Source organism: Deltaproteobacteria bacterium (genome assembly GCA_016180845.1).
Taxonomy (GTDB): domain Bacteria; phylum UBA10199; class UBA10199; order JACPAL01; family JACPAL01; genus JACPAK01.
In genome coordinates, this window is record JACPAK010000001.1 from 413,842 (window position 1) to 435,604 (window position 21,763).

General features: G+C 49.2%; 30 protein-coding genes. 15 read left to right on the forward strand and 15 right to left on the reverse strand.

Going from position 1 to position 21,763, the window contains the following annotated elements:
* Positions 1-2 precede the first annotated feature (2 nt).
* Together HYT76_02140 and HYT76_02145 are read left to right on the forward strand one after the other, a co-directional pair.
* Complete coding sequence (locus HYT76_02140; GenBank protein MBI2082346.1) at positions 3-563, forward strand: hypothetical protein; 561 nt, start codon at positions 3-5, stop codon at positions 561-563.
* A gap of 153 nt (positions 564-716) precedes the next feature.
* The gene (locus tag HYT76_02145; protein MBI2082347.1) at positions 717-1,094 is read left to right on the forward strand and encodes an endonuclease domain-containing protein; all 378 of its coding nucleotides are present in this window, start codon (positions 717-719) and stop codon (positions 1,092-1,094) included.
* 109 nt (positions 1,095-1,203) lie between these two features.
* Here the strand turns inward: HYT76_02145 and HYT76_02150 are convergent, their stop codons facing one another.
* Both HYT76_02150 and HYT76_02155 read right to left on the reverse strand, forming a co-directional pair.
* Positions 1,204-2,028: a class I SAM-dependent methyltransferase gene (locus HYT76_02150; GenBank protein ID MBI2082348.1), complete on the reverse strand. Its 825-nt coding sequence runs from the start codon at positions 2,026-2,028 to the stop codon at positions 1,204-1,206.
* 7 nt (positions 2,029-2,035) lie between these two features.
* Positions 2,036-3,010, reverse strand: a complete 975-nt coding sequence (locus tag HYT76_02155; protein ID MBI2082349.1) for an aldo/keto reductase — start codon at positions 3,008-3,010, stop codon at positions 2,036-2,038.
* Positions 3,011-3,039: 29 nt separating this feature from the next.
* Between HYT76_02155 and HYT76_02160 the strand changes: the two genes are divergently transcribed.
* From HYT76_02160 to HYT76_02180, 5 genes are all read left to right on the forward strand, one after another.
* A complete protein-coding gene (locus HYT76_02160; GenBank protein MBI2082350.1) occupies positions 3,040-3,351 on the forward strand; it encodes a DUF971 domain-containing protein in 312 nt (103 codons plus the stop codon).
* Positions 3,352-3,412: 61 nt separating this feature from the next.
* Positions 3,413-4,057 carry a hypothetical protein gene (locus HYT76_02165; protein ID MBI2082351.1) on the forward strand — a complete coding sequence of 215 codons (645 nt, stop codon included), beginning with the start codon at positions 3,413-3,415 and terminating at the stop codon, positions 4,055-4,057.
* A 15-nt stretch (positions 4,058-4,072) separates the two neighbouring features.
* Positions 4,073-4,435, forward strand: coding sequence for a hypothetical protein (locus HYT76_02170; GenBank protein MBI2082352.1), 363 nt, complete (start codon positions 4,073-4,075; stop codon positions 4,433-4,435).
* A 57-nt stretch (positions 4,436-4,492) separates the two neighbouring features.
* The gene (locus tag HYT76_02175; GenBank protein ID MBI2082353.1) at positions 4,493-4,816 is read left to right on the forward strand and encodes a DUF4258 domain-containing protein; all 324 of its coding nucleotides are present in this window, start codon (positions 4,493-4,495) and stop codon (positions 4,814-4,816) included.
* A complete protein-coding gene (locus tag HYT76_02180) occupies positions 4,813-5,043 on the forward strand; it encodes a type II toxin-antitoxin system MqsA family antitoxin (GenBank protein MBI2082354.1) in 231 nt (76 codons plus the stop codon). The genes HYT76_02175 and HYT76_02180 overlap by 4 nt, the downstream gene beginning before the upstream one ends.
* Positions 5,044-5,046: 3 nt before the next feature.
* Here the strand turns inward: HYT76_02180 and HYT76_02185 are convergent, their stop codons facing one another.
* Positions 5,047-5,898 carry a hypothetical protein gene (locus HYT76_02185; GenBank protein MBI2082355.1) on the reverse strand — a complete coding sequence of 284 codons (852 nt, stop codon included), beginning with the start codon at positions 5,896-5,898 and terminating at the stop codon, positions 5,047-5,049.
* 48 nt (positions 5,899-5,946) lie between these two features.
* Between HYT76_02185 and HYT76_02190 the strand changes: the two genes are divergently transcribed.
* The 3 genes from HYT76_02190 (at position 5,947) to HYT76_02200 (ending at position 8,154) form a co-directional block, all read left to right on the forward strand.
* The gene (locus HYT76_02190; protein MBI2082356.1) at positions 5,947-6,297 is read left to right on the forward strand and encodes a hypothetical protein; all 351 of its coding nucleotides are present in this window, start codon (positions 5,947-5,949) and stop codon (positions 6,295-6,297) included.
* A complete protein-coding gene (locus tag HYT76_02195) occupies positions 6,297-7,637 on the forward strand; it encodes an FAD-binding oxidoreductase (protein ID MBI2082357.1) in 1,341 nt (446 codons plus the stop codon). Before HYT76_02190 ends, HYT76_02195 begins: the two co-directional genes overlap by 1 nt.
* Before the next feature lie 109 nt (positions 7,638-7,746).
* A complete protein-coding gene (locus HYT76_02200) occupies positions 7,747-8,154 on the forward strand; it encodes a hypothetical protein (GenBank protein MBI2082358.1) in 408 nt (135 codons plus the stop codon).
* A gap of 57 nt (positions 8,155-8,211) precedes the next feature.
* On the opposite strand, the gene HYT76_02205 is transcribed toward HYT76_02200, so the two are convergent.
* Complete coding sequence (locus tag HYT76_02205) at positions 8,212-9,228, reverse strand: Fic family protein (GenBank protein ID MBI2082359.1); 1,017 nt, start codon at positions 9,226-9,228, stop codon at positions 8,212-8,214.
* Between the two features lie 55 nt (positions 9,229-9,283).
* Positions 9,284-10,195, reverse strand: a complete 912-nt coding sequence (locus HYT76_02210) for a PD-(D/E)XK nuclease family protein (GenBank protein ID MBI2082360.1) — start codon at positions 10,193-10,195, stop codon at positions 9,284-9,286.
* A 67-nt stretch (positions 10,196-10,262) separates the two neighbouring features.
* On the opposite strand from HYT76_02210, the gene HYT76_02215 reads away from it, so the two are divergent.
* From HYT76_02215 to HYT76_02230, 4 genes are read left to right on the forward strand one after another with little or no spacing between them, the layout of a single operon-like run.
* Positions 10,263-10,832, forward strand: coding sequence for an isoprenylcysteine carboxylmethyltransferase family protein (locus HYT76_02215; protein MBI2082361.1), 570 nt, complete (start codon positions 10,263-10,265; stop codon positions 10,830-10,832).
* A 1-nt stretch (position 10,833) separates the two neighbouring features.
* A complete protein-coding gene (locus tag HYT76_02220; protein ID MBI2082362.1) occupies positions 10,834-11,985 on the forward strand; it encodes an acyl-CoA dehydrogenase family protein in 1,152 nt (383 codons plus the stop codon).
* A gap of 1 nt (position 11,986) precedes the next feature.
* Positions 11,987-12,754 carry an alpha/beta hydrolase gene (locus HYT76_02225; GenBank protein ID MBI2082363.1) on the forward strand — a complete coding sequence of 256 codons (768 nt, stop codon included), beginning with the start codon at positions 11,987-11,989 and terminating at the stop codon, positions 12,752-12,754.
* Positions 12,755-12,758: 4 nt separating this feature from the next.
* A complete protein-coding gene (locus HYT76_02230) occupies positions 12,759-13,595 on the forward strand; it encodes an MBL fold metallo-hydrolase (GenBank protein MBI2082364.1) in 837 nt (278 codons plus the stop codon).
* Here HYT76_02230 and atpC read toward each other — a convergent pair.
* The 10 genes from atpC to HYT76_02280 form a co-directional block, all read right to left on the reverse strand.
* Positions 13,559-13,813, reverse strand: coding sequence for an ATP synthase F1 subunit epsilon (gene atpC, locus HYT76_02235; protein MBI2082365.1), 255 nt, complete (start codon positions 13,811-13,813; stop codon positions 13,559-13,561). The genes HYT76_02230 and atpC overlap by 37 nt on opposite strands.
* Positions 13,814-13,906: 93 nt before the next feature.
* The gene (gene atpD / locus HYT76_02240) at positions 13,907-15,331 is read right to left on the reverse strand and encodes a F0F1 ATP synthase subunit beta (protein MBI2082366.1); all 1,425 of its coding nucleotides are present in this window, start codon (positions 15,329-15,331) and stop codon (positions 13,907-13,909) included.
* Between the two features lie 50 nt (positions 15,332-15,381).
* On the reverse strand, positions 15,382-16,236 hold the full coding sequence (gene atpG / locus HYT76_02245; GenBank protein MBI2082367.1) for an ATP synthase F1 subunit gamma: 855 nt from the start codon (positions 16,234-16,236) through the stop codon (positions 15,382-15,384).
* A 2-nt stretch (positions 16,237-16,238) separates the two neighbouring features.
* Positions 16,239-17,747: a F0F1 ATP synthase subunit alpha gene (locus HYT76_02250; GenBank protein MBI2082368.1), complete on the reverse strand. Its 1,509-nt coding sequence runs from the start codon at positions 17,745-17,747 to the stop codon at positions 16,239-16,241.
* Positions 17,748-17,762: 15 nt separating this feature from the next.
* The gene (atpH, locus tag HYT76_02255; protein MBI2082369.1) at positions 17,763-18,317 is read right to left on the reverse strand and encodes an ATP synthase F1 subunit delta; all 555 of its coding nucleotides are present in this window, start codon (positions 18,315-18,317) and stop codon (positions 17,763-17,765) included.
* On the reverse strand, positions 18,314-18,802 hold the full coding sequence (locus tag HYT76_02260; protein ID MBI2082370.1) for an ATP synthase F0 subunit B: 489 nt from the start codon (positions 18,800-18,802) through the stop codon (positions 18,314-18,316). The genes atpH and HYT76_02260 overlap by 4 nt, the downstream gene beginning before the upstream one ends.
* 3 nt (positions 18,803-18,805) lie before the next feature.
* Positions 18,806-19,186 (reverse strand): hypothetical protein, encoded by a 381-nt coding sequence (locus HYT76_02265; protein MBI2082371.1) that lies wholly within the window; start codon positions 19,184-19,186, stop codon positions 18,806-18,808.
* 116 nt (positions 19,187-19,302) lie between these two features.
* Positions 19,303-19,725, reverse strand: coding sequence for a polymer-forming cytoskeletal protein (locus HYT76_02270; GenBank protein MBI2082372.1), 423 nt, complete (start codon positions 19,723-19,725; stop codon positions 19,303-19,305).
* Positions 19,722-20,612: a ParB/RepB/Spo0J family partition protein gene (locus HYT76_02275; protein MBI2082373.1), complete on the reverse strand. Its 891-nt coding sequence runs from the start codon at positions 20,610-20,612 to the stop codon at positions 19,722-19,724. The genes HYT76_02270 and HYT76_02275 overlap by 4 nt, the downstream gene beginning before the upstream one ends.
* Positions 20,552-21,400, reverse strand: coding sequence for a ParA family protein (locus tag HYT76_02280; GenBank protein ID MBI2082374.1), 849 nt, complete (start codon positions 21,398-21,400; stop codon positions 20,552-20,554). Before HYT76_02280 ends, HYT76_02275 begins: the two co-directional genes overlap by 61 nt.
* A 126-nt stretch (positions 21,401-21,526) precedes the next feature.
* Between HYT76_02280 and HYT76_02285 the strand changes: the two genes are divergently transcribed.
* Positions 21,527-21,760, forward strand: coding sequence for a thrombospondin type 3 repeat-containing protein (locus HYT76_02285; protein ID MBI2082375.1), 234 nt, complete (start codon positions 21,527-21,529; stop codon positions 21,758-21,760).
* The last annotated feature ends 3 nt before the right edge of the window (positions 21,761-21,763 follow it).

The following is a 21,763-nucleotide window of genomic DNA, read 5'->3' on the forward strand; positions in this document are numbered from 1 at the left end:
TGATGAAAAAAATAATCATCAGATTTTTTGTTTCTCTTCTTCTTATTCTGAGCCTCACCACAGAAACCATAGCCCAAACTCATTGGAGAAAAGGGGCCGTAATCGGCGGTCTTACTGGTGCTGGAATTGGAGTTGTCGGCACAGTTTCTGGTTGCATTGGTGGTGGATGCTGGCCCCTTGTTAGCTCTCTTTTTATTTTTGGTGGTGGTTTTTTTGGTTTCAATGTTGGTGCCCTGATCGGTGAGGCGTTCACAAGAGAAGAGCCAGAAACCACCCATGCCCGAAGGGGTTTTTGGACCGGTGAAATCACGGGGTATCTTGTCGGCGCTATTGCCTCTACCCTCATTCTGACAGCGCCAAACATCGGTTCAGGTGATTCCGATGGTGTCCCGGAACTGACAGCTGCCCTCCTTACTATGACGGCCTTGCCGGGGACGTTGGGACTGATTGGATGGGGAATCGGTTCCGGGATTTCAAAAAACAAAACGGTGTCACTTCAACCCATCCTCCTGAGTGATGAGAATGAGGTGGTGCCTGGGGTTGGGCTCAAGATGGAATTTTAAATCCCCCCGCCGGGATTGAAAATGTTTCCACTGCCCCCCTTTGCTAAAGTGGGGCTCTAAGAAAATCTCCCTTCAAAATATATCGTGGTCTCAGCCATCCCTCTTTGACAAAGAGGGATCACGAATACATATTCAAATAGTGGGAGGGAGATTTTGCTGCCGTACAACAGACACCTGAAAGTGCCATCTCAAAAACTTCGTAAAGAAATGACTGAAGCGGAGAGGAAGCTTTGGTTTTGCATACGTGAAAAACAGATTTTGGGTGTTCAATTCTATCGGCAAAAACCAATAGCCAATTTCATTGTCGACTTCTTCGCGCCAAAGGCAAAGTTAGTGATTGAAGTGGATGGGGGACAACATCGGGAAGAACATCAACGTGTTGTGGATCAAGAGAGAGATGGGCAGTGTTTCGAGCTGGGACTCGAGGTGCTTCGGTTGGACAACGAGCAAGTGCTTAAAGAAACTGATGTGGTTTTGGAGAGGATTGAGAAAGTTGTGGCTGAAAGAATAAAATCCCCCCTCAAATTGTAGCCGCTGAGTCCTTTGCCCCCCTTTGTTAAAGTGGGGCTCCTTGTGTGATCGGCACCCCACTTTGAAAAAGGGGGGTGTATGGAATCTTTATAACCTCGGAGGGGGGGATTTAAACAACAACAACATACCGTGCAGGCACGATCTCATTGATCTCCGTCAGGAGGGGAGTTTTCACAAACTCAGACTCAATATCACGGATCTCGCTGTCTTCCTGAATCCTCTTCGACCCAGCTAGCTTTTTAAATTCATCGGCACTCTGAAACCTCTGGATCTTTTCTCGAATAGAGGTGTTGAGAAATGTAACCATCTTTCGTGTTACCTCGCTTTTTGCCTCTGAATATTTTGGCCAGTAGTCAAAAATAACGGCGGAGGTTCCATAAGTTTCAAGTTCCCTAAAAAACCACTCGAGACAGGCCGATGTTAAATAGAAAAAGACCCCCTCAAGGATAAAGATCGGCGAGGTCGCCTCCGGGAAAACACTTTTTAATTTTTTCTTTTTGGTAGCCGCCTTCTCCAAATCAATTGTCCTTGATTGGATAGCTCCCCAAGTTTCATTTTTAAATTTCTCCTTCACCTTTTTAAGACGGGTCTCGCGCATCTCCAGAACTTCCGAAAGATCAGCGTCATAGTAACAAAGTTTGGGGGCCACTTCTGTCAAATAAGGGACCAGGAGCGAAAGCCCTGAGCCGATCGAGATGCAGCTATCATAATGACCGGATCTTAAGAGAGCTGCAGCGCGATTGAAGAAGAAACGATGTCTCAGGGCTAAGTGGTGCTCGATGAGTGGATAGACTTCCGTTTTAAATCGGTTGGCCAACTTAATCCCTTCCTTTGAAACCAGAAGGGCACTCCATCGATCTCCACTGAGTTCCGGATATCGGGAACGCCAATAGGCGGTCATTTCGGCTGATGTGAGTTTTTCATTGTTTGCCATGGGGGATTTACAAATAAAAATTCCTCTGCCACGCATGCTTCTTAATCTCCTGCAACAACTTCACTGACAGCGGTTTCCCATTGGAGGCAGCGACATTCGTACGCAGATGCTCGGGGCGACGCATGCCGGGAATTACTGTAGAAACGGCAGGGTGAGAGAGACAAAATTTGAGGGCAAGATCCGAAACCGTCTTCGCCTCATCTCCAAGAAGTGGTTTTAGTTTTTCAATCCGGTCACAGGTCTCCTGAAGTCGATCCCCTCGGAAATAGTTTCCGCGCCAGTCTCCCTCGACAAACTTTGTCTGGGGCGTGAGCTTCCCAGACAACCCTCCTTCATCCAGAGGAACCCTTACAATGACACCGACCCGGTATTCACGACAGAGAGGGAGAAGATTCTCCTCGGGTGCTTGATCGAAAATATTGTAGATGACCTGGACGGTATCAATGGTTCCCGACTTTACGAGCTCGAGGGCCGTGTCGGGCTGATGGTCGTTAATCGAAACTCCGATCCAGCGGATCTTCCCTTCCTTTTTCAACTTCTGGAGCTCTTCTAACCAATCTCCTTTGCCAAGCCAGCCCGAGGCCCAGACATGGAGTTGTTGGAGGTCGACATAATCGGTCTTTAGTTTTTTGAGACTCCTCTCGGTACATTTTCGAATCCAGTTCCCCGGAAAAATTTCATCGGCATCACTGCCAGCCTCTGCCGGCCACTGCCAGTTTTTGGGAGGGACCTTTGTCGCGATATAGACCTTATCCCGGATCTTCCTCTCGTGAACGACTCGACCAATCAGCTCTTCACTATGTCCATCGCCATAGACATAGGCGGTATCAAAAAAATTAACCCCTTGATCCAAGGAGAGATTCAGGGACTCGAGCGATTGTTTATCCATCGCCCCTCCCCACCAGGTCCCACCCATTCCCCATGTCCCAAAACCGATCTCAGAAATCTTCAGGCCGGTACGGCCTAATTCGCGATATTGCATAAAGTTTCTCCTCTTCTTATAGTGCCCACGTGGTTCCCAAATCAATTAGCTTAAGTCAAGAACCGAAAGGTCTCATCATCGAATGGGACGATGGTCATAAGGGGACGTTGTCCTTTACCCTGCTCCGACAATCCTGTCCCTGCGCCCTCTGCAAGGGAGAAAAGATGCCGCTCGATCCGGATCCCTTGAAGTTACCGAGCTTCCCGAACCTCCCCTCTTCCGCCTTTGAGGCGAAGGAGATGTTCAAGGTCGGTAACTACGCGATCGGTTTTCGTTGGGGTGACGGACATGACACCGGGATTTATACGTTTGAGTATCTGCGGCGTCTTTCCCCAGAATAATACTTTTCCAACAACATTTTCATGTCTCTCCCGATAACAAATTTAAGGGAGGGAATTATTTATGGTGGACAATGTTGCGGCAAGACAATCACTCCTGGGGGCCATAGAGCGGCAGGAAGATATTTTTATTACACTGGCCGACGCCATCGAGGGTGCCTACTGTACCAGACAACCTCTTTTAGTGGATAATGCAGGACTGGTTCCGCTCAGCTGCCCTCCTTTTCAACTTGTGGAGAGAATATTTATTAGCACCCCAAAAGGTATCCGCTTGCATGAAGCCACCCTAATGTCCGCTGAATACGCACAAGCCCTCGACGGAAGTCGCTACATGATGGAGACGCTCGTTGAGCGCCAGGGGTTTATCGGTCTGTTGCTTTCTGGCCCTGATGGGGGAGCCCTTTATAGAAGCCTCTCTGCAAGAGATCGATCTCGATTCCATAGGGTCTGTGATTGGAGAGAACTGAGAGGCATTCTGGATGATATTTATCTAACCTTCGGACAGATTCCAGACGAACAGGTCCTCGGCTATGTGCAAGAATTAAGAATGCGAGCTTCCGCTGTAGCGGCCGTTACTCCTCGTCCAGGAGGGGGTCCTCGTGTCATGGGATTGTTGGTGATAGGGTCAGCAGTTTGTCTTGGAGTTATCAGCCTCTTGGGAGTCGAGGGGGATGTTCAAGGTCAGAAAGGCGAACAAAGACGGAAATAAAAACAGGAGGAGCAAATGGGCCAGATAAGTTTCCCAATGAGTCTATTAGGCAGTTCTTTTTTTGAAGCGATCACTGAAATGAAGGAAGTTTGTCGGTTTACTTACAGCCATTCTTCTGATGGAAAGCTTGTTGTTGATCGGGATTGTCATGACGAGACCGTTTATTTTGAAAATAATCGACTCCTCGGCGTTTTTGAGTATTTGTGGGGCCGTGATGACATGCGTATTGCCGTACCTACTGCTGGTAATTCATCAAAGGCAGAGCCAGGAGCTGTCTTAACCCAAATACAGCCGATAAAACCTGAGATGAAGCGAGCGGTACTCAAGCTTCTTTGTTTAAGCGACGCTAAGCAATTCTTTGTTTGTGATAAGAAGTGATTGCTTTGTTAAGACCGCTTGCCATTCATTTCTTCCCCATTATATAGTATATAGAAATTGGCATTGGATATTCAAATTATTCACAGACTTGCGGCCGGTGACCATATCGCTCTCAAGCGTCATATGGTGTTGAGGATGTATCAGCGCGAAATCATGTCAGACGAGATCAAGGAGGCACTTATTTCCTCTTCTATCGTGGAGGAATACCAAGCAGACAAACCGCTTCCGAGTGCCTTGGTTTTAGGGTACACTTCCAAAGAAAGGCCGCTTCATGTTGTCGTAGCGGTGGAAGAGCATGGAGAACTTGTTTGGGCCATTACCGCTTATGAACCAGCTGAGGATGAATGGGAGAAGGGGTTTCTTAAAAGGAGAAAAAAATGATTTGCCCTCTATGTAAAGGAGCCATGACCAAAGGGAGTACAAACCTTCCCTATGAGTTGGGTAAAGGGGAAATGATTGTTATCCAGGATGTTCCGGCTTTTGTTTGCAAACAGTGCGGGGAATCCTTCCTTGAGATTCAAGTGACTCAAGTCGTTGAAAAACTGGTTTCAACGGCCAAGCAGGACGGCATGACACTCGGATTTATTCGGTACCAGCGGGCCGCCTAGATCTTATCGAAAAATAATCAACCGATCCAATAAGTCCTTCGGTAAATTCTCCTGACACGCCTTTTCAATCTCCTTCTTTGAATACCGCCGTGAGGTATGGATCATGATAACCACTTCGCTTTGAATTAGGTCGGTATGTCTTTGCCAGTCGAGGATATGGGTATGACCATATTTGCGAACCCCGTCATATTCCGATTCATCGCCAAAAAAGGAACATTCCATCAGCAGATATTTTGCCTTGGCCGCAATCGTCTCTAAAAATTCCCACTTCGTGTCGCCGGAGTAGGCAAACAGCGGAATTTGCATCTCTTCACTGACCTTCAGCCCTGCCTTATTAGCGGCGGTGATTTCGATCTCTGATTTCCCACGAAATTCAGGTTTCAGCTGATTTCTCCTGTGGTTAACCATGTACCCGGTACTGGGGGCACAATGAAAGGAGGGGATCGATTTCAGTGTCAGATTGTTCTTGATCGGGATCGGCTCTGCCGAAGAGAGAATCTCGTAGTCAATCGTCGTTTCACTCACCTCGCGGAGTCCTTTCAGGAATTTTTCTGTTGCGGCGATCTTCTCCGGCATCGTGATGATCTTGAGCGGTGGTAATGAATTGAGTCTGCGGAGTCCCAGATAAAACGGCAGACCGCCCGCATGATCGAGATGCCAGTGCGACAGCGCGAGGTAGTCCATCGGAAAGGAAAAGTCCGGTGCCCGTCCGGTGTCGAAGGTGATATTCCATTGGGGAATCGTAATGACCGTCTCGATCCCCGCGAGGCTCCGACCGAGGATCTTGAATTGATCACACGGGATCTCGAGGTAGGGGTCAAACTCCTTGGGCTGGGATGGGGTGGCAAATTGCATCGGCGTCAGATTGACATGATCAGCCGTTGGTGTCTAGAAAGTCATCTCATGACCTCATCGACCATTTTTTTCACTCTGAAAGTCGTCCTCTCCGGTCTTTTAATTGCCGCGATCAGCACGCTCGCAAAATCCTCTCCCAAATGGGCCGCATTTCTCACAGCACTTCCATTTATTAGCATTATTTCTGTCATCTGGATCTACACGGAGACAAAAGACTTCGCCGTGCTCGAAAGTTATATGAAGAACCTCTTCATCTGGATCCTGCCAACCCTCGTCTTTTATTTGGCCGCGATCTATTTCTTCAGAATCCGGGCCCCCTTTCCGATCGCCTTGGGGCTCTCGGTCGTCATCTTGTCCCTGAGCCTTCTCCTCCTTAATAAAACCAAATGGATCTCCTAATGAATTCTAACTCCCACGATCAAAAAGTCTCTCGTGTCTTGGAGCAGCTTGAGAAATTTCAATCAAGACCGCAGCCCCTCTCTCTCAAAAAAGAGGTGGTGTCTCATATGGTTCCGAATCCGAACAACCCCAAGCATCGGTATCAAAAAATTGACCTCTCTCCCTTGAATGAAATCCTGGAGATCAATCCAGTGGAGAAGACCTGCATTGCCGAATCGGGGGTGACCTTCTCGGATCTGGTTCAGAAGACGCTGCCCCTTGGTTTGATCCCCGCTCTCGTTCCCGAACTGAAGACGATCACGCTCGGTGGGGCGGTGTCTGGCTGTTCTGTCGAATCGATGTCTTACAAATTAGGCGGTTTTCACGATAGCTGTCTCGAATATGAGGTCATCACAGGTGAGGGAAAGATCATCCCTTGTTCTCCCCAAAAAAAACCTGAAATCTTCCAGATGATCCACGGCTCTTATGGAACATTAGGGATCCTCTCAAGGCTTAAATTCAGACTCTTGCCGGCGAAGCGGTATGTTCGTGTTGATTATGTGACTTATGCCTCATTCAATGATTTTTCCGTTGGAATGGAAGAGGCGATGAAGAGGTCCGATGTCGATTTCATCGATGGGATTCTGCACTCTCCCAAACAGAATGTCCTCTGCCTCGGGAGGTTTGTCGAGGAAGCCCCCTACACGAGTGACTACACACGGCTCAATATTTATTATAAAAGTACGCGGGAGAAGAAGACCGATTATCTGAAGACCTATGATTATCTCTTTCGTTACGACACCGAATGTCATTGGCTCTCTCGAACGATCCCGGGGATGGAGACGAAGCTTCTACGCCTGCTCCTCGGGAAACTGATTCTCTCGTCGACGAATCTCCTGACATGGTCCCAAAGGCTTGGGCCGCTTTTGAAGTACGACAAGAGACCTGATGTCGTGGTCGATCTCTTCATCCCGAGAAATCAGGTCTTGCGTTTTATGAATCTTTATCGAGAGAAGATAGGTTACTATCCGCTCTGGATTGTCCCCTATCGTGTGCCTCAACCTTATCCATGGCTTGATGACAATTATCAAAAACGGATCAACGACGACCTCTTCATCGACATCGCCGTCTACGGGCTTAAGAATCGTCGCAAAGATGTGAATTACTATCAGCTTATCGAAGAAATGGTCTATGATTGTCACGGGATCAAGACGCTGATCTCTCATAATTCCTATTCCAGGGAGCGCTTTTGGGAAATTTATAACGAACCGAACTATGAGAGGGTCAAAAGAGAGACCGATCCCCATAATCTCTTTCGGAATCTCTACGACAAGTTTCATTTTTCAAAGCAGCTCACCTGAGCCCTCAAAAATGTACTCCAGCGAGGTACGAATTCTGACAGAGAATGCAGAATATCGTTTCAATATGGGAAAAATTGGGGCAAGGAAGAAACGTTATTGGAGGTTTATTATGGCTACTTTGCATGGAATGAGCAGTTCTGTTGCGATAACGGCGCTTCTTGCCGTGTTCGTAGGGCTCCCAGTCTTATGTTCCCGCAGGAAAGAAGCGGAATCACCCGAAGGTCAGGACTGTAATAATCTGTGGCGTCACGAGAGAAAGCTCGCAAGAGATCCAGAGATGCTACGAGCCTATATGGAACGGGTCAATGCTGAGCTGATAAAACTCAACGCCGGCCTTTCCTGGAAACACGATCGAGGTTACAAACCAGGCGTGCCTGAATTTACAGAGCGTGAGGTTAATCTTCTCGATGAAAGTAAATATCCCTCGAAGTCATGGTACTTGCGCTATAATTTCCGATTAATCAACGAGACCCTCTGCAGAGCGAGACGGGTAGCGTCTCTCCCCCCATCGCCTTAGAGGGTTGTCATCTTGTGAATGAAAAATTAAGCCCACTTCCGACAGATTTTTTGGAAGTTATGAAATTAAGTAGACAACCCCCTTGCCGGTTCCTCGTCTCTTCAGTCTGCCAACTCGAACCAGTCTTTGAAGGTCGCTCTTGAGTGTTGGCCGCTTCACCTGTGGCAAGCGGCTCTGAACCTGACTGATCGAGAGCTCTTCCTTGCTGATAATATTTAGAAGAAGACGTTCGCGTTCTTCACGGTTCAGCGGGCTCTTCTCTCCTGCACGCAGACCTGAATCTTGTCCTGTGAGGATTTCTAGAATTGTTTGTTGTGTTGAAAGGAGTTCTTCGGCCACAAAAGAAACAAAGGATGTCGTTTCTCCGCTTCTGTCCGTTGCTTCAAGCGCCTCAAGATATTTTCGACGACGAGCCATTTGAATAATACAAGGGGGATATCCACTCTGCATTAAAATGAGATTCATGAGGAGGCGTGCCAACCGACCATTTCCATCATCGAAAGGATGAATCTCAACAAAACGATAATGAAACAGGGCCCCATTTTCCACAGGATGCATTTCTTTTGTCTGATGATACCAGAGAAGCAATTTTTCCATCGCCTCCTTCACATGGAGGGGTTCGGCATAGTGGTGAATTTTTCCGGAGAGGGTCAGGACATGATTCGGCCGAATCTTGTATTGACCGGCAGAGACCGGTTTGTGAACCACAACCCCGTTGTCACCAAGCGCCTCAGTAAACTCGGATCCCCTGAGCAAAACAGCATGAAGTTCTTTAATCAGACCTTCGGTGAGCTCTCTTCTCTGTATCACAATATCATGCAGCCCATCGATCGCCTCGGCATGGTTCTTTGCCTCAAGATAATCTTTTAAAGGTCTCCCTTCAGAGGTCAGCCCTTCGCGCAAGAAAAAAATGGTCTCTCCAAACGTCAGGCTATTTCCTTCAATCGCGTTAGAGTTATAGGTCCATTCAGCCCGTAATCTCTCTTGAAGTTTCTGTTCTAGGGAGGGATCAAACGGCCGAAACCGGTTAATTTCATTCTGTAACTCGTCTATTTTACTTATAATTTTTAACATTTGGATATCTGGATATAATAATATCCAAAAATATCCATAAAATCAAGAGGAACTATCACGCCCACTTCGGGCAGATTTTTTGGAAGTTACACCAGCGGCAGGTCTTTTCGTTTTCGGTAAACGGGAAATCATCTTCGACCGCAATATTTTTCTCCGGGTCTTTCAGTAAACGTTTCATGCCGGCGATGGAATTGCGGAGATAATGTTTTGCAAAGTCCATCTTCGCCTCGATCATCTTGCGGGATGTTTCCTTGCCGGTATTGATATTAACGATGACGGTCTCAATCCGCTCGACGGGAATTTTGAAATGATCCCGTGAAAAAAGACCATAGCAGTCGAGCTGGATCTCGTTGTCCACATCCTCGGTTTTACCGGTTTTCCAGTCGAGAATCTTCAACCCATTTTCGTCTTCGTAGGCAAAGTCTATTTTTACGTAAATCTTCGTCCCCTCAAACTGGAATTCCTGCATCTCCTCGATCAGTTTCCAGTGCTCGACCGGGATCGGCTTGACCCTCTGAGGAAAGATGAGATTAGCAAAGGTCGAAAAACATCGCCGGGCCGACTCATGGATCTCGACCCATTTCTCATCCGGGATCCCTTTCTCATACTCATGCTCATACAGACCCAGGAGCTTTCCGGGGGATTGACGATACCTTTTGTCACGAGATTCCTTGAATTCCCGTCTCATCCTCTGGGTGAGTTGGGTTAAAAAGGCATCGGTCGGCATCTCCTGATTTTGCTGATAATGCTTGAGGGCATTCTCCACCGCATGGTGGACCACCTCCCCCATCCACATCTGACGGCTTTTTAAATTCTTCAGGATATACAGTTCGCGAATCTTCGGATCCGATCTCTGATCCCATCCCCCCCAGGAGCCGTAGTGATGATAGTAATATTGACGAGGACATTCGCGAAACTTCTCATCTCTCGACTTTGACCAAGAAAATTGATTCTGTAAAACTCCCATTCCCATTAAGTTAATCCGACTTTTACAGCTTGTCTAGGAACCTTCTCTTTGCTATCCATTCTCCTCGATGGATTTTCTTATCCTTTTGACCGCCTGGATCTGGATCCCCCTGATTCCTCTTCGACTCCTTCTTCATGCCGGGGTCTCCTTCTGGCGTCGTCTAAAAGGGGCCTCTGTTTGGGTCATTGCTGTCTACTTTTTTCTGATCGATCTTTTCCTCTATAAAAAATCATCGCTCTTTCTTGATTGGCAGTTTTCACCAATCCCTTTTTCAATTCCGATCGGGGTCTCATTGGTACTCTTTGCCCTTCTTTTCCATTTTTGGACGGTACAGACCTTGGGCCTAAGCACCCTGTTTCTCCGTCCTCAAATGAACCCGGAAAAAATCAAGATCTCAATCGTGATCATGGGGCCTTATCGATGGGTGCGCCATCCTTTTTATCTGGTTGATTGGGTGATGTTGCTCGGCCTTACCCTTCTCACCTCATCCTGGCTCGTTCTCTGTATCTTCGGGGCTGCCCTGATCACGATCCCTTTTGTGACACGTTTTGAAGAGGAAGAGCTGGTTGAAAGATTTGGGGATGAGTATCGTCAATATCAAAAACAGGTCCCTCGCTTGATCCCCCGCTGGAGATAAGATGCCCTCCTACGATCTGACCCCCGAACAAGAGATGCTCCGAAAGACGGTTCGGGAGTTCGCGGAAGAAGAGATCCGTCCTATCGCCCAGAAGCTCGATGAAAAGGAGGAGTTCTCCTATGGGCTTGTTGAAAAAATGGGGAAGCTCGGTCTCTTCGGGATCACCGTCTCTCCCAACTACGGTGGGCAAGGGATGGACACCCTCTCCTACATCATTGCTGTCGAAGAGCTCGCACGGGTCGATGGTTGCCAAGCAGCCACTATCGCAGCAGAAAACGGCCTCGGGATCGGGCCGATCTTTCATTTTGGGAGTGAGGAGCAAAAGAAAAAATATCTCCCCGATCTCTGTGCCGGGAAGAAACTGTGGGGGTTTGGTCTTACCGAACCAAATGCAGGAAGTGATGCCGGGAACTCCTCAACCCGCGCCGAACTCAAAAACGGCAAGTGGGTCATCAACGGGGCGAAGATTTTTATCACGAATGGCGCCTCGAAGATCACCGCTGGGATAACGGTCCAATCGGTCACCGGAAAATTGTCTAACGGAAATAAGGAAATTTCTTGTATCCTTGTTGAATCAGGAACCGTTGGTTTTAGTACCCGCGAGATGCATCACAAACTCACTTGGCGGTCGAGCAATACCGGCGAGCTCTTCTTCGAGGATGTTACCGTCCCTGAGGCGAATCTTTTAGGAAAGAAGGGTGACGGTTATCGTCAGATGCTGGCGACGCTCGACGGAGGGCGACTCGCGATCGCCGCGATGGGGGTCGGGGGGGCGCAAGGGGCGTTTGAGGCTGCGTTGAAATATTCTCAGGAACGAAAAACCTTCGGGCTTCCGCTCTGTAAACACCAAACGATCGCCTTTAAATTGGCCGATATGGCGACGGAGATCGAGCTGGCCCGAACCTTTCTCTATAGGGCCTGTTGGTTGAAGGACCAAGGCCAGCCTTTTAAGAAGGAGGCGGCGATGGCGAAACTCTACGCCTCCGAGATGATGGGGAGGGTCGCCGATGCCGCCGTTCAGATCCATGGCGGCTATGGGTTGATGGAAGAATATCCCGTTGCCAAATTTTACAGAGACCAACGCCTGCTCGAGATCGGCGAAGGGACCTCTGAAGTCCAGAGAATGGTGATCTCGAGGCAGATTGGGTGTTAATATGATCGTCACCTGGCTCGCGACAAAACTCCTTTTTTTCCCGATCAAATCGATTTCTTTCTATCCTTCACAGATGGAAACCCCCTACGAAGAGGTCCGATTTAAAAATGACGAAGGGCTTTTGCTTCATGGTTGGTTCTTTCCTGGGACAAAACCGGATCGCACGCTCCTTTTTCTCCATGGAAACGCCGGAAATATTGGCGATCGGCTGGATCATATCAAACAGCTCCTGAAGATCGGTTGGAATATCTTTATCTTCGATTACCGAGGATATGGTGGCAGTGAAGGGAGTCCCTCGATCGAAGGATTACAGAAAGACACCGACGCCGCCTATCGGTGGCTCGTCTCGGGGAAGGAAGGGACCAAATTCCTCCCCGAACAGATCGTTGTCTGGGGGGAGTCCCTCGGTGGAGCTTACGCAACCGATCTTGCCACACGAGAACCACTACGTGCCTTGATCCTGCAGAGCACCTTTACAAGTTTGCATGATATTGCCCAAACCCATTACCCCTTTATCCCCAAACCGATTGTTCCGGATATCTATCGATCGATCGACAAGGTTCGAAAGATCCGGAGTCCGCTGCTCGTGATCCATGGCACCTCCGATGAGACTGTCCCTTTCTGGATGGGGAAAAAACTCTTTGAATCCGCCCCACATCCGAAGAGATTCTATGAAGTGAAGGAGGCACTCCATAATAATGGGTATGAAATTGGCAAGAAAGAATATCTCAGTCAGATCGAGGTATTCTTAAATGAGGCGGGGTTTTAGGACAATGTTCAAGGTCGACAGTTTTGGTCCCACAAAAAGACTCACAATGGCCCGCAGTTTTTCGGGAAAGGCCTATTTTCATTGCCATGCCTATCTCATCGACCAGTTATTGATTGACACCGGATGCCCCTGTGCTTCCAAACCATTTCAATCTTTTCTCGATAACGAGAACATCTCACAGGCAGCCGTCACCCATTATCATGAGGATCATGCGGGGAATGTGATCAGCCTGAACCTCTCCGGGATTCCGGTGCTCGCCCCCTCCTCCAGCGTCAAGAAGATCGCACGCGGGGTTGTGAATCAGCTCAGCAAGTCACAGTTGTATGCGCTCCTCGCGTGGGGGAAAAGCTGGGGTGGGATGAGTGAGCCTCTGCCCAAAAAAATTGAGACAGCACATCACACCTTTGAAGTGATCTCGATGCCGGGCCACTCCGAGGATATGCATGTTTTTTATGTCCCGAGCGAGGGGTGGCTTTTCTCCGGCGACCTCTTCATCGCCGCACGGAGAAGTTATTGGAGGCGAGAAGAAGATCCCCTCAAAACAATGACCAGCCTACGCCAGGCGCTGGCACTTGATTTCGACTCTCTCTTCTGTGGGCATGCCCCCATTCTGAAAAATGGAAAGGAAGCGTTGAAGAAAAAATTGGAGTTTATGGAAGAGACCCAGCAGAAGGCAATCAAACTTAAAGATGAAGGTCTTTCGATCTCCCAAATAATCAAAAAACTCTTCGGGGGCGAAAAGCTTGTCCCGGTGGTGACCCTGGGTGATTTTTCAAGACAACGGTTTATTGAGGGGCTCTTGGCTCAGCCTTCGACCGAATCGGCAAAGACCGTTACCTGATTTTCGCGTACCTCACAAAAACCACCTGAGATCTGAAACGATTTTGATGAATTTTGTTTTTTGTACGTGAGGGTCCCCTGCCCCAAGGCGGTCAGGAATGTCGTGTGTTCGGGCAGGACGCCGAACTCCCCTGCGATCCCAGGGATCACCACCTCATCCACCTCTTCAGAGGCGACTGCCTTTTCAGGGGTTACAATGGTTAGTTTCAATTTTGACAAAATCCCCTCTCCTCTTCTTGCATCTTTTCCCGATGCCCCCCTTTGTCAAAGGGGGGCCCCGCACATTTTTGAATCAATTGCGGGGGGATTTTTTTAAGCCGCCAACTTCTCTGCCTTTGCGATCACCTCTTCAATCGTCCCGACCATATAAAACGCCTGCTCGGGCAAATCGTCATGCTTCCCTTCCACGATCTCCCTGAACCCCTTGATCGTGTCGGCGAGCTTTACATATTTCCCTTCGAGGCCGGTAAACTGTGCTGCGACGAAGAACGGCTGAGAAAGAAATTTCTGGATCTTCCGTGCCCGGGCAACGATCAATTTATCGTCTTCCGAGAGTTCGTCCATGCCGAGGATCGCAATAATATCCTGCAGGTCCTTGTAGCGCTGAAGGATTTTCTGGACATCACGTGCTACCTTGTAGTGCTCCTCACCAACCACCTGCGGGGTCAGGACGCGTGAGGTCGAGTCGAGTGGATCGACCGCCGGATAGATCCCCAACTCGGCAATCTGTCTCGAGAGAACGGTCGTTGCATCGAGATGGGCAAAGGTCGTTGCGGGCGCCGGATCGGTCAGGTCATCCGCCGGGACGTAGATCGCCTGGACTGAGGTGATCGAGCCCTTCGTGGTTGAGGTGATCCGCTCCTGAAGCTCCCCCAAGTCGGTCGAGAGTGTCGGCTGATAACCGACCGCCGATGGGATACGGCCGAGGAGGGCCGAGACCTCGGAACCTGCCTGTGTGAACCGGAAAATATTGTCAATAAAGAGAAGCACGTCCTGACGTTCTTCATCACGGAAATATTCGGCGACAGTCAATGCCGTCAGACCGACACGGGCACGTGCACCTGGTGGCTCATTCATCTGGCCATAAACAAGAGCTGTCTTGGCCAAGACCCCGGACTCTTTCATCTCATTCCAGAGATCATTCCCTTCACGGGTTCTCTCACCGACACCTCCAAAAACGGAAAAACCTCCATGCTCCATACCAACGTTGTGGATCAACTCCATAATGATGACTGTCTTCCCAACACCGGCCCCCCCGAAGAGTCCGATCTTTCCTCCCTTTGCATAGGGGGCAAGCAGATCGACCACCTTGATCCCGGTCTCAAAAACCTCCGTCGCGGTGCTCTGCTCAACGAAAGAAGGGGCTGGACGATGGATCGGATATCTCTTTTTCGCCTGGACAGGGCCCAATTCATCCACAGGCTCACCAACGACATTCACAATCCTTCCTAAAACCTCTTTTCCGACAGGGACCTCGATCGGATGCCCGGTGTTCTGAACCTCCATTCCACGGATAAGACCTTCGGTAGAGTCCATCGCGACACAACGGACGGTATTTTCACCCAGGTGTTGGGCGACCTCGACGACGAGATTCCACTCTCTTTTATCGATAGAGGGATTCGTGATCTTGAGTGCGGTATAAACCTCTGGGAGTTCCGATGAGCCAAATTGCACATCGACGACTGGGCCGATAATCTGTGTGATTCGCCCCTTCGGAAGTTCTTTTTCTTTTTGCATGTCCGCTTCTCCTTTAATAATTTTCATAAATCTCCTAGAATAACCCTGCCTTATTTTAGTGATTCTGCCCCGTTCACAATATCCATCAGCTCCCTGGTAATCGCCGCCTGCCTGACCCTGTTGAGCTGGAGGGTCAGCCGGTAGATCATGTCATTGCAATTGTTTGTCGCATTCTCCATCGCCGCCATGCGGGCTCCCAATTCAGAGGCGACACTCTCGAGGAAGGCACGGTGGATCATCGTCGCAACCCCACGCAGCAGGATTTCCCCCACCAGTTTTTCGCGTGACGGCTCATAGATATATTCAGGCAGATACCCCTCGATCGGTTTGGGCTCGATCGGGAGCAGACGATCAATGCGGATCTCCTGACTGATCGCTGATTGAAAGCGGTTATAAACAAGATAGCAGTGATCGAATTTCTCCTCCTGGTATCCCGTGAGAAGATCTTCGGCCATCTTAAGTGTCTTTTCGTAATTCATCTGGTCGTATAACCCTGTCGAGATAGTCGCCAGTTCGCGCCTTCGAGCCCGAAAGAAATCACGCCCCTTCTTCCCAACCATATGGATTCGAACCTCTTGATACCTGCCACATTCCGAATTCAGGAAATCCTCGATCCGTCTCAAGAGGTTTCCATTAAATCCACCACAGAGGCCTCGATCCGAGGTCAGGATCAGAAATTCTGCCCGTTTTATTTCGTCTCTTTTCTTCAATAAAGGGACACTGGCGGCAAGCTGGGCCAAATTCTGGAGCAGATTCTCCACCTGATTGGCGTAGGGGCGGGCATTCATGAGCCGGGTCTGGGCCCGACGAAGTTTCGCCGCCGCGACCATCTTCATCGCCTTTGTAATCTTCTGGGTATTCTTGACCGAGGCGATTCTCTTACGAATTGTTTTTAAAGTTGCCATAACTACGGGACAAAATGTCCCTTAAATTCCTCGAGCGCCTTGCGGATCTTGTCCTTCAAAGGGTCATCAAGCTGTTTCTTGTCATTCAATTCCTTTTCAACTTCCGGATGCTTCGTCTCCATGAAGAGGGTCATTTCATGAAGATACTTCTGAATCTTCTCAACAGGGCATTCATCCACAAATCCTTGAGTTGCTGCAAAGACTTGTAAGACCTGTCTTGTGACCGGCATTGGCTGATATTGCCCCTGCTTCAAGATCTCCACCAATCTCTCTCCACGAGCGAGTTGGGCCTGTGTCGCCTTGTCCAGATCGCTTCCAAACTGGGCAAACGCCGCCAGCTCCCGATACTGGGCGAGCTCGAGTCGGAGGGTGCCTGCCACCTGTTTCATCGCCTTGATCTGGGCATTTCCCCCAACGCGGGAGACCGAGAGGCCGACGTTTACCGCCGGACGAACACCGGCGTAGAAGAGGTCTGTCTCGAGATAAATCTGACCATCCGTGATGGAAATGACATTCGTCGGGATATAGGCCGAGACGTCGCCCGCCTGTGTTTCGATAATCGGAAGGGCGGTGAGTGAGCCTCCCCCCTGCTCCTTGGACATCTTTGCGGCACGTTCAAGAAGTCGTGAGTGGAGATAGAAGACATCCCCGGGGAACGCCTCGCGTCCCGGAGGTCGTCTTAAAATAAGGGAAAGCTGGCGGTAGGCAACAGCATGTTTTGAGAGGTCATCATAAATGACGAGGGCATGCTGGCCGTTGTCACGCCAGTATTCTGCCATGGTACAACCAGAATAGGGGGCCAGAAATTGAAGTGGGGCCGGGTCGGAGGCGTTCGCCGTCATAACAGTCGTATAGTCCATCGCCCCTTCACTCTTCAGTTTGTCTACGACCAAGGCGACGGTTGATTGCTTCTGCCCGATCGCGATGTAGAAACAATGAACGCCTTGTCCCTTTTGGTTGATAATCGTGTCGATGGCGATCGCTGTTTTTCCTGTCTGCCGATCACCAATGATCAATTCTCTTTGACCACGACCGATCGGAATCATCGAGTCGATCGCCTTCATCCCGGTCTGAAGCGGCTCCCGAACACTTTGTCGATAAACGATACCCGGCGCTTTCACCTCAATCTTTCGTCGCTCCTTGGTCTCCACCGGCCCAAGCCCGTCGATCGGTTCTCCGAGGGCGTTCAGGACGCGCCCGACAAGCGACTTCCCGACCGGGACATCGGCAATACGACCGGTACGACGGACGGTATCCCCTTCACGGATCGCAACATCATGTCCCATGATCGCGACACCGACGTTGTCTTCTTCGAGATTCAGAACGATTCCGCGAATCCCTTCCTTGAAATCAACAAGCTCCCCTGCCATTGCATTTTCAAGTCCGTAGACCCGCGCGATCCCGTCTCCAATAGAAAGAACAGTCCCCACTTCGGCGACTTCAAGTTTTTTTCCATAATCCTTGATCTGCTTCTTGATAATATTACTGATCTCTTCCGCCTTAATTTCCATATTTTTGACTCCTTATTAGGGACTTGGAGAGCCCTGTATCATCCTCTCCTGAATTTTTTCCAGTTCTCTTTTGACAGAGCCATCATAGATAGTATGCCCGATTTTTAAAACCACACCTCCGATTAAATCGCGATCCTCCTTGGATTTAGCGATCACCTTTTTCCCCATCCGATCACTCAGCGCCTTTTCAATCGAAGACAAGAGCGATTTCGAGGGTTCCACTGCTGAAAGAACCCCAACGCGAACAATCCCTAATCGCTCATCCCTCATTTTCGAAAATTCCCGGGCGATCTCCGGCAAGGAACCGATCCTCCCCTTCTCCACAAGCAGAAACAAAAAGTTTCGGAGCAAAACGGGCGGAGAGATTTTCCCCAAAATCTCCTCCATCGCCTTCAATCTTTCGCCAAGCGGGAAGGAGCGATCCGAAAGTGTCTCCAATACCCCCTTCGCTTCGGCCATCGCAACCGCCATTTTTTCGATCACCTCGCCACAAGACTCGATCTCTCCTGCTTCTTCGGTGACAGAGAGAAAGGCTCGGGCATATCGTCTGGCCAAGGAACCTGAAATCATGTTCGAACCTCCAGCTCTTTAACAAATTTTTCCGACAGTCTCTTCTGATCCTCATCCTGGATCTGGTCACGAATCTGGCGTTCAGCCATCTGAACTGAAAGATCGACAAGTTCCCGTTTTAATTGTTCCTTGGTCTTTTGTAATTCCTGCTGGACGATCCTCTTAGAGTCCCGTTTTAACCTTTCCGCATAATCCTTCGAGTCGGAGAGAATTTTTCCCTTCTCCTTTTCCCCTTCCTCTTTCAGTGCGCGAATAAGCGCCTGGATCTCATCATCAAGCCCTTTGATCCGACTCTCCATTTCGAGCACTTTTTTGCCGGCTTCCTGACGGAGCCGCCGCGCCTCTTCTATATTGAAGGAGATCTGATGGGCTCGAGTCCGCCAAAACTCGGCGACAGGCTTTCTCAGGACCGCAAAGAGCAAGGAGACAAAGATGAAAAAATTAAGAAGCTTCCAATGCATCCCGCTGGCAAGAAATTCTCCCATCCCTTAGACCCCTTTCTCTAAAACCTTACTTGCAATTTCACGCCCCAACTCCTGGGCATGCTGTTTGAGTTGCAAAGAAATACTTCGTGCCTGCCGATCGAGATCGGTACGTGCCTTTTCCATCTCCTTTTCGATCTCTTGTCGAACAGAATGGATCACCTCTCGACTTGCTGTTTCTGCCTCCTGAAGCAGGCGCTCCTTTTCAAGGGCCCCAGTCCTTCTCCCCTCTTCCAGCCTCTTGTCACACTGGGCCACAAGCGTTTCAATTCGTTGATTCAGTTGCTCGACCCTTTCCCTCTCGCCAGACGTTCGATCCTTTCTCTGCTGAATCAAATGGAGAACGGGACGAAAAACACCAAAGTGCAGCGCAAACAGCGCTGTCATAAAAAGTAGCCACTGAAAAATCACCGTCTGATTAGGAAACAGATCCATAAAAAACAAAAAATGCCCGAAGGAACATCCTCTCCCCCAGGCATTCTCCCTTTTAAAAAAAAACTTATTTAGTTTGCAACCTGCTTTTCAGGTTCAATCTTGTGAAGAGTGGCTCCCTTGCCCATTGAACAACTCCCCTCAAAAACAACCCCTTCATCGATCACGAGGGTCTGGGCGCGGATATCACACTTGACCACGGCCGGGGCATGCATCTCAATCCTGTCGATCGCCTGGATGCTCCCACTCACCTCACCATGAATCATGATGCTCCCCACATCTATTTTGGCATCCAAGATCGCCCCCTCACCGACAACGAGGGTCCCTTCAGAGAAGATTTCCCCGTTAAATTTCCCGTTGATCCGAACGGTCCCATCGAAGGTCAGCTTCCCTTCGAATTCACACCCTTTCTCAAGAAGACCGCTAATCGGCCCCCGACCAGAAGCCTCCCCCACTGAGCTCTTTTCTCCAAACATATTGCCTCCTTTTTTCATGAAACACTCCTGACAATGATTTTATGGATACGGTCTAAATCGCCTTCTGAATAATAATCAATAAGAATCTTGCCGTAAAATTTACCTTTTTTACGCCTTGCCGGAACAATTTGGATCTGAGTGCCCAAGATACGCCTCATCTCATCAAGGATTCCTGAAAGAGAGGCTGGAAGTGGAACAATCCGCCCCTTCCCCCTTCCAAGATAATTCCTCTGGTTTGTTATCCTTCTCTCCAGTTCGCGAACAGACCACCCCTCTCCGATGACCTTGTCCAGGAAGTAAAGTTGTTTCTCAATCTCAGGAACCGCCAAAAGCGCCCTCGCATGCCCCATCGTTACCTGACCTGCCTTGAGGGCCTCTTTTATCTTGATCGGCAGTTTCAGGAGGCGGAGGAGATTGGCGACCGTCGACCGATCACGGCCGATCCGATCAGCGACCCCCTCCTGCGTATAACCAAACTGCTCCATCAAGAGACTATAGGTCGCCGCCTCTTCAACAGGATCGAGATCTTCACGATGAATGTTCTCGATCAGGGCGAGCTCCAGCTTTTCAGCCCCATCGGCTTGTCGGATCACCACCGGGACCTCCTGAAGTCCCGCAATCTTCGCAGCCCGCAATCTCCTTTCCCCAGAGATCAACTCGTATCCGTTACCTCGCTCCGAAACAATCAAGGGGACCAGAATCCCTTTGGATTGAATTGAGGCGGCAAGTTCTTGAATCGTCTCATCACGAAAGGTCTTGCGAGGTTGAGAGGGATTCGGACGGATCCTCTCGAGGGAGACCATACGAATGACTGTCCCCTCCCCCTTTTCCTGAGGGGAAATCTCTACCTCAGGCTTTGACGAAATGAGGGCTGCAAGCCCCCGACCAAGCGCCTTTCTTTCCATTTTTCTTCACCCCCTTCTTCCTTTTCCTTTGTTTTAATTCTCTCTAAAAATTCGCGAGCAACTTCCTGATAACTTTGAGATCCGGATGAGTACGGATCGTAAAGAATAATCGGCTTCCCATGGCTTGGTGCCTCCGAGAGACGGACGGATCGAGGGATAACCGTCTTGAAAACCTTTTCAACAAAATGATTTCGAAGATCCGATTCAACCTCCTTCGCGAGATTATTTCTGCGATCATACATCGTCAGCAAGATGCCGGAGATATCAAGGGCCGGATTTAATTTTTCCCTCACGGCGTCGATCGTTTGGAGGAGATCGGTTAATCCCTCAAGGGCGTAGTACTCACACTGGACAGGAACGATGATAGAGGTAGCAGCCGCCAGAATGTTGATTGTCAAAAGCCCGAGAGAGGGCGGGGCGTCGATAAAGACAAAGTCATAGTCCCCCTGAAACGCCTGAAGCGCCTTCTTCAGACGGAACTCTTTTTCAGACATTCCATAGAGATTCGCCTCTGCGGCGACGAGATCCGAGGTTGAGGGGATCAAGTCGAGATTGGGAAGCGCTGTTTTGACAGGGTTCGGCGGAAAATTATCAATAACAAGATTATAACTATTTGAAATAACTGAGTTTTTTTGAAATCCGAGGCCGGTTGTGGTGTTGGACTGGGGGTCGAGATCAATCAGGAGGGCGTGTCTTCCTTGATCGGCAACCGAAGCAGCTAAATTAATAGCTGTGGTTGTTTTACCAACCCCCCCTTTTTGGTTACAAAAGCCTATAATTTCAATCATTTATTTAATTTTTTGATTTAATAACAAAATTATGCCACTTTTATATGATAAAGCAATAAAAATAATGCCCATTAAAAAAACTTTTCGAAGACAACTTGAGCTGGTAGGAGTAACGATAATCTTATTATGAAGGCGATAGGTCTATTTCTTTTTATTGTCCTCGCTGGCCTTTATGGTTGCAGCGGTGATGAATCCTTAGAGGACCCAGAGGCATCACAGATTGTCAGTGGGACAAAGTTGATCGAGGAAGATATCGATCAAGATGGAATCTCCGATGTCGATGATAATTGCCCTTCTGTCTCAAACCCGGACCAGGCTGATCAGGACAGTGATTTGACTGGCGATGCCTGCGACCAGTAAGTA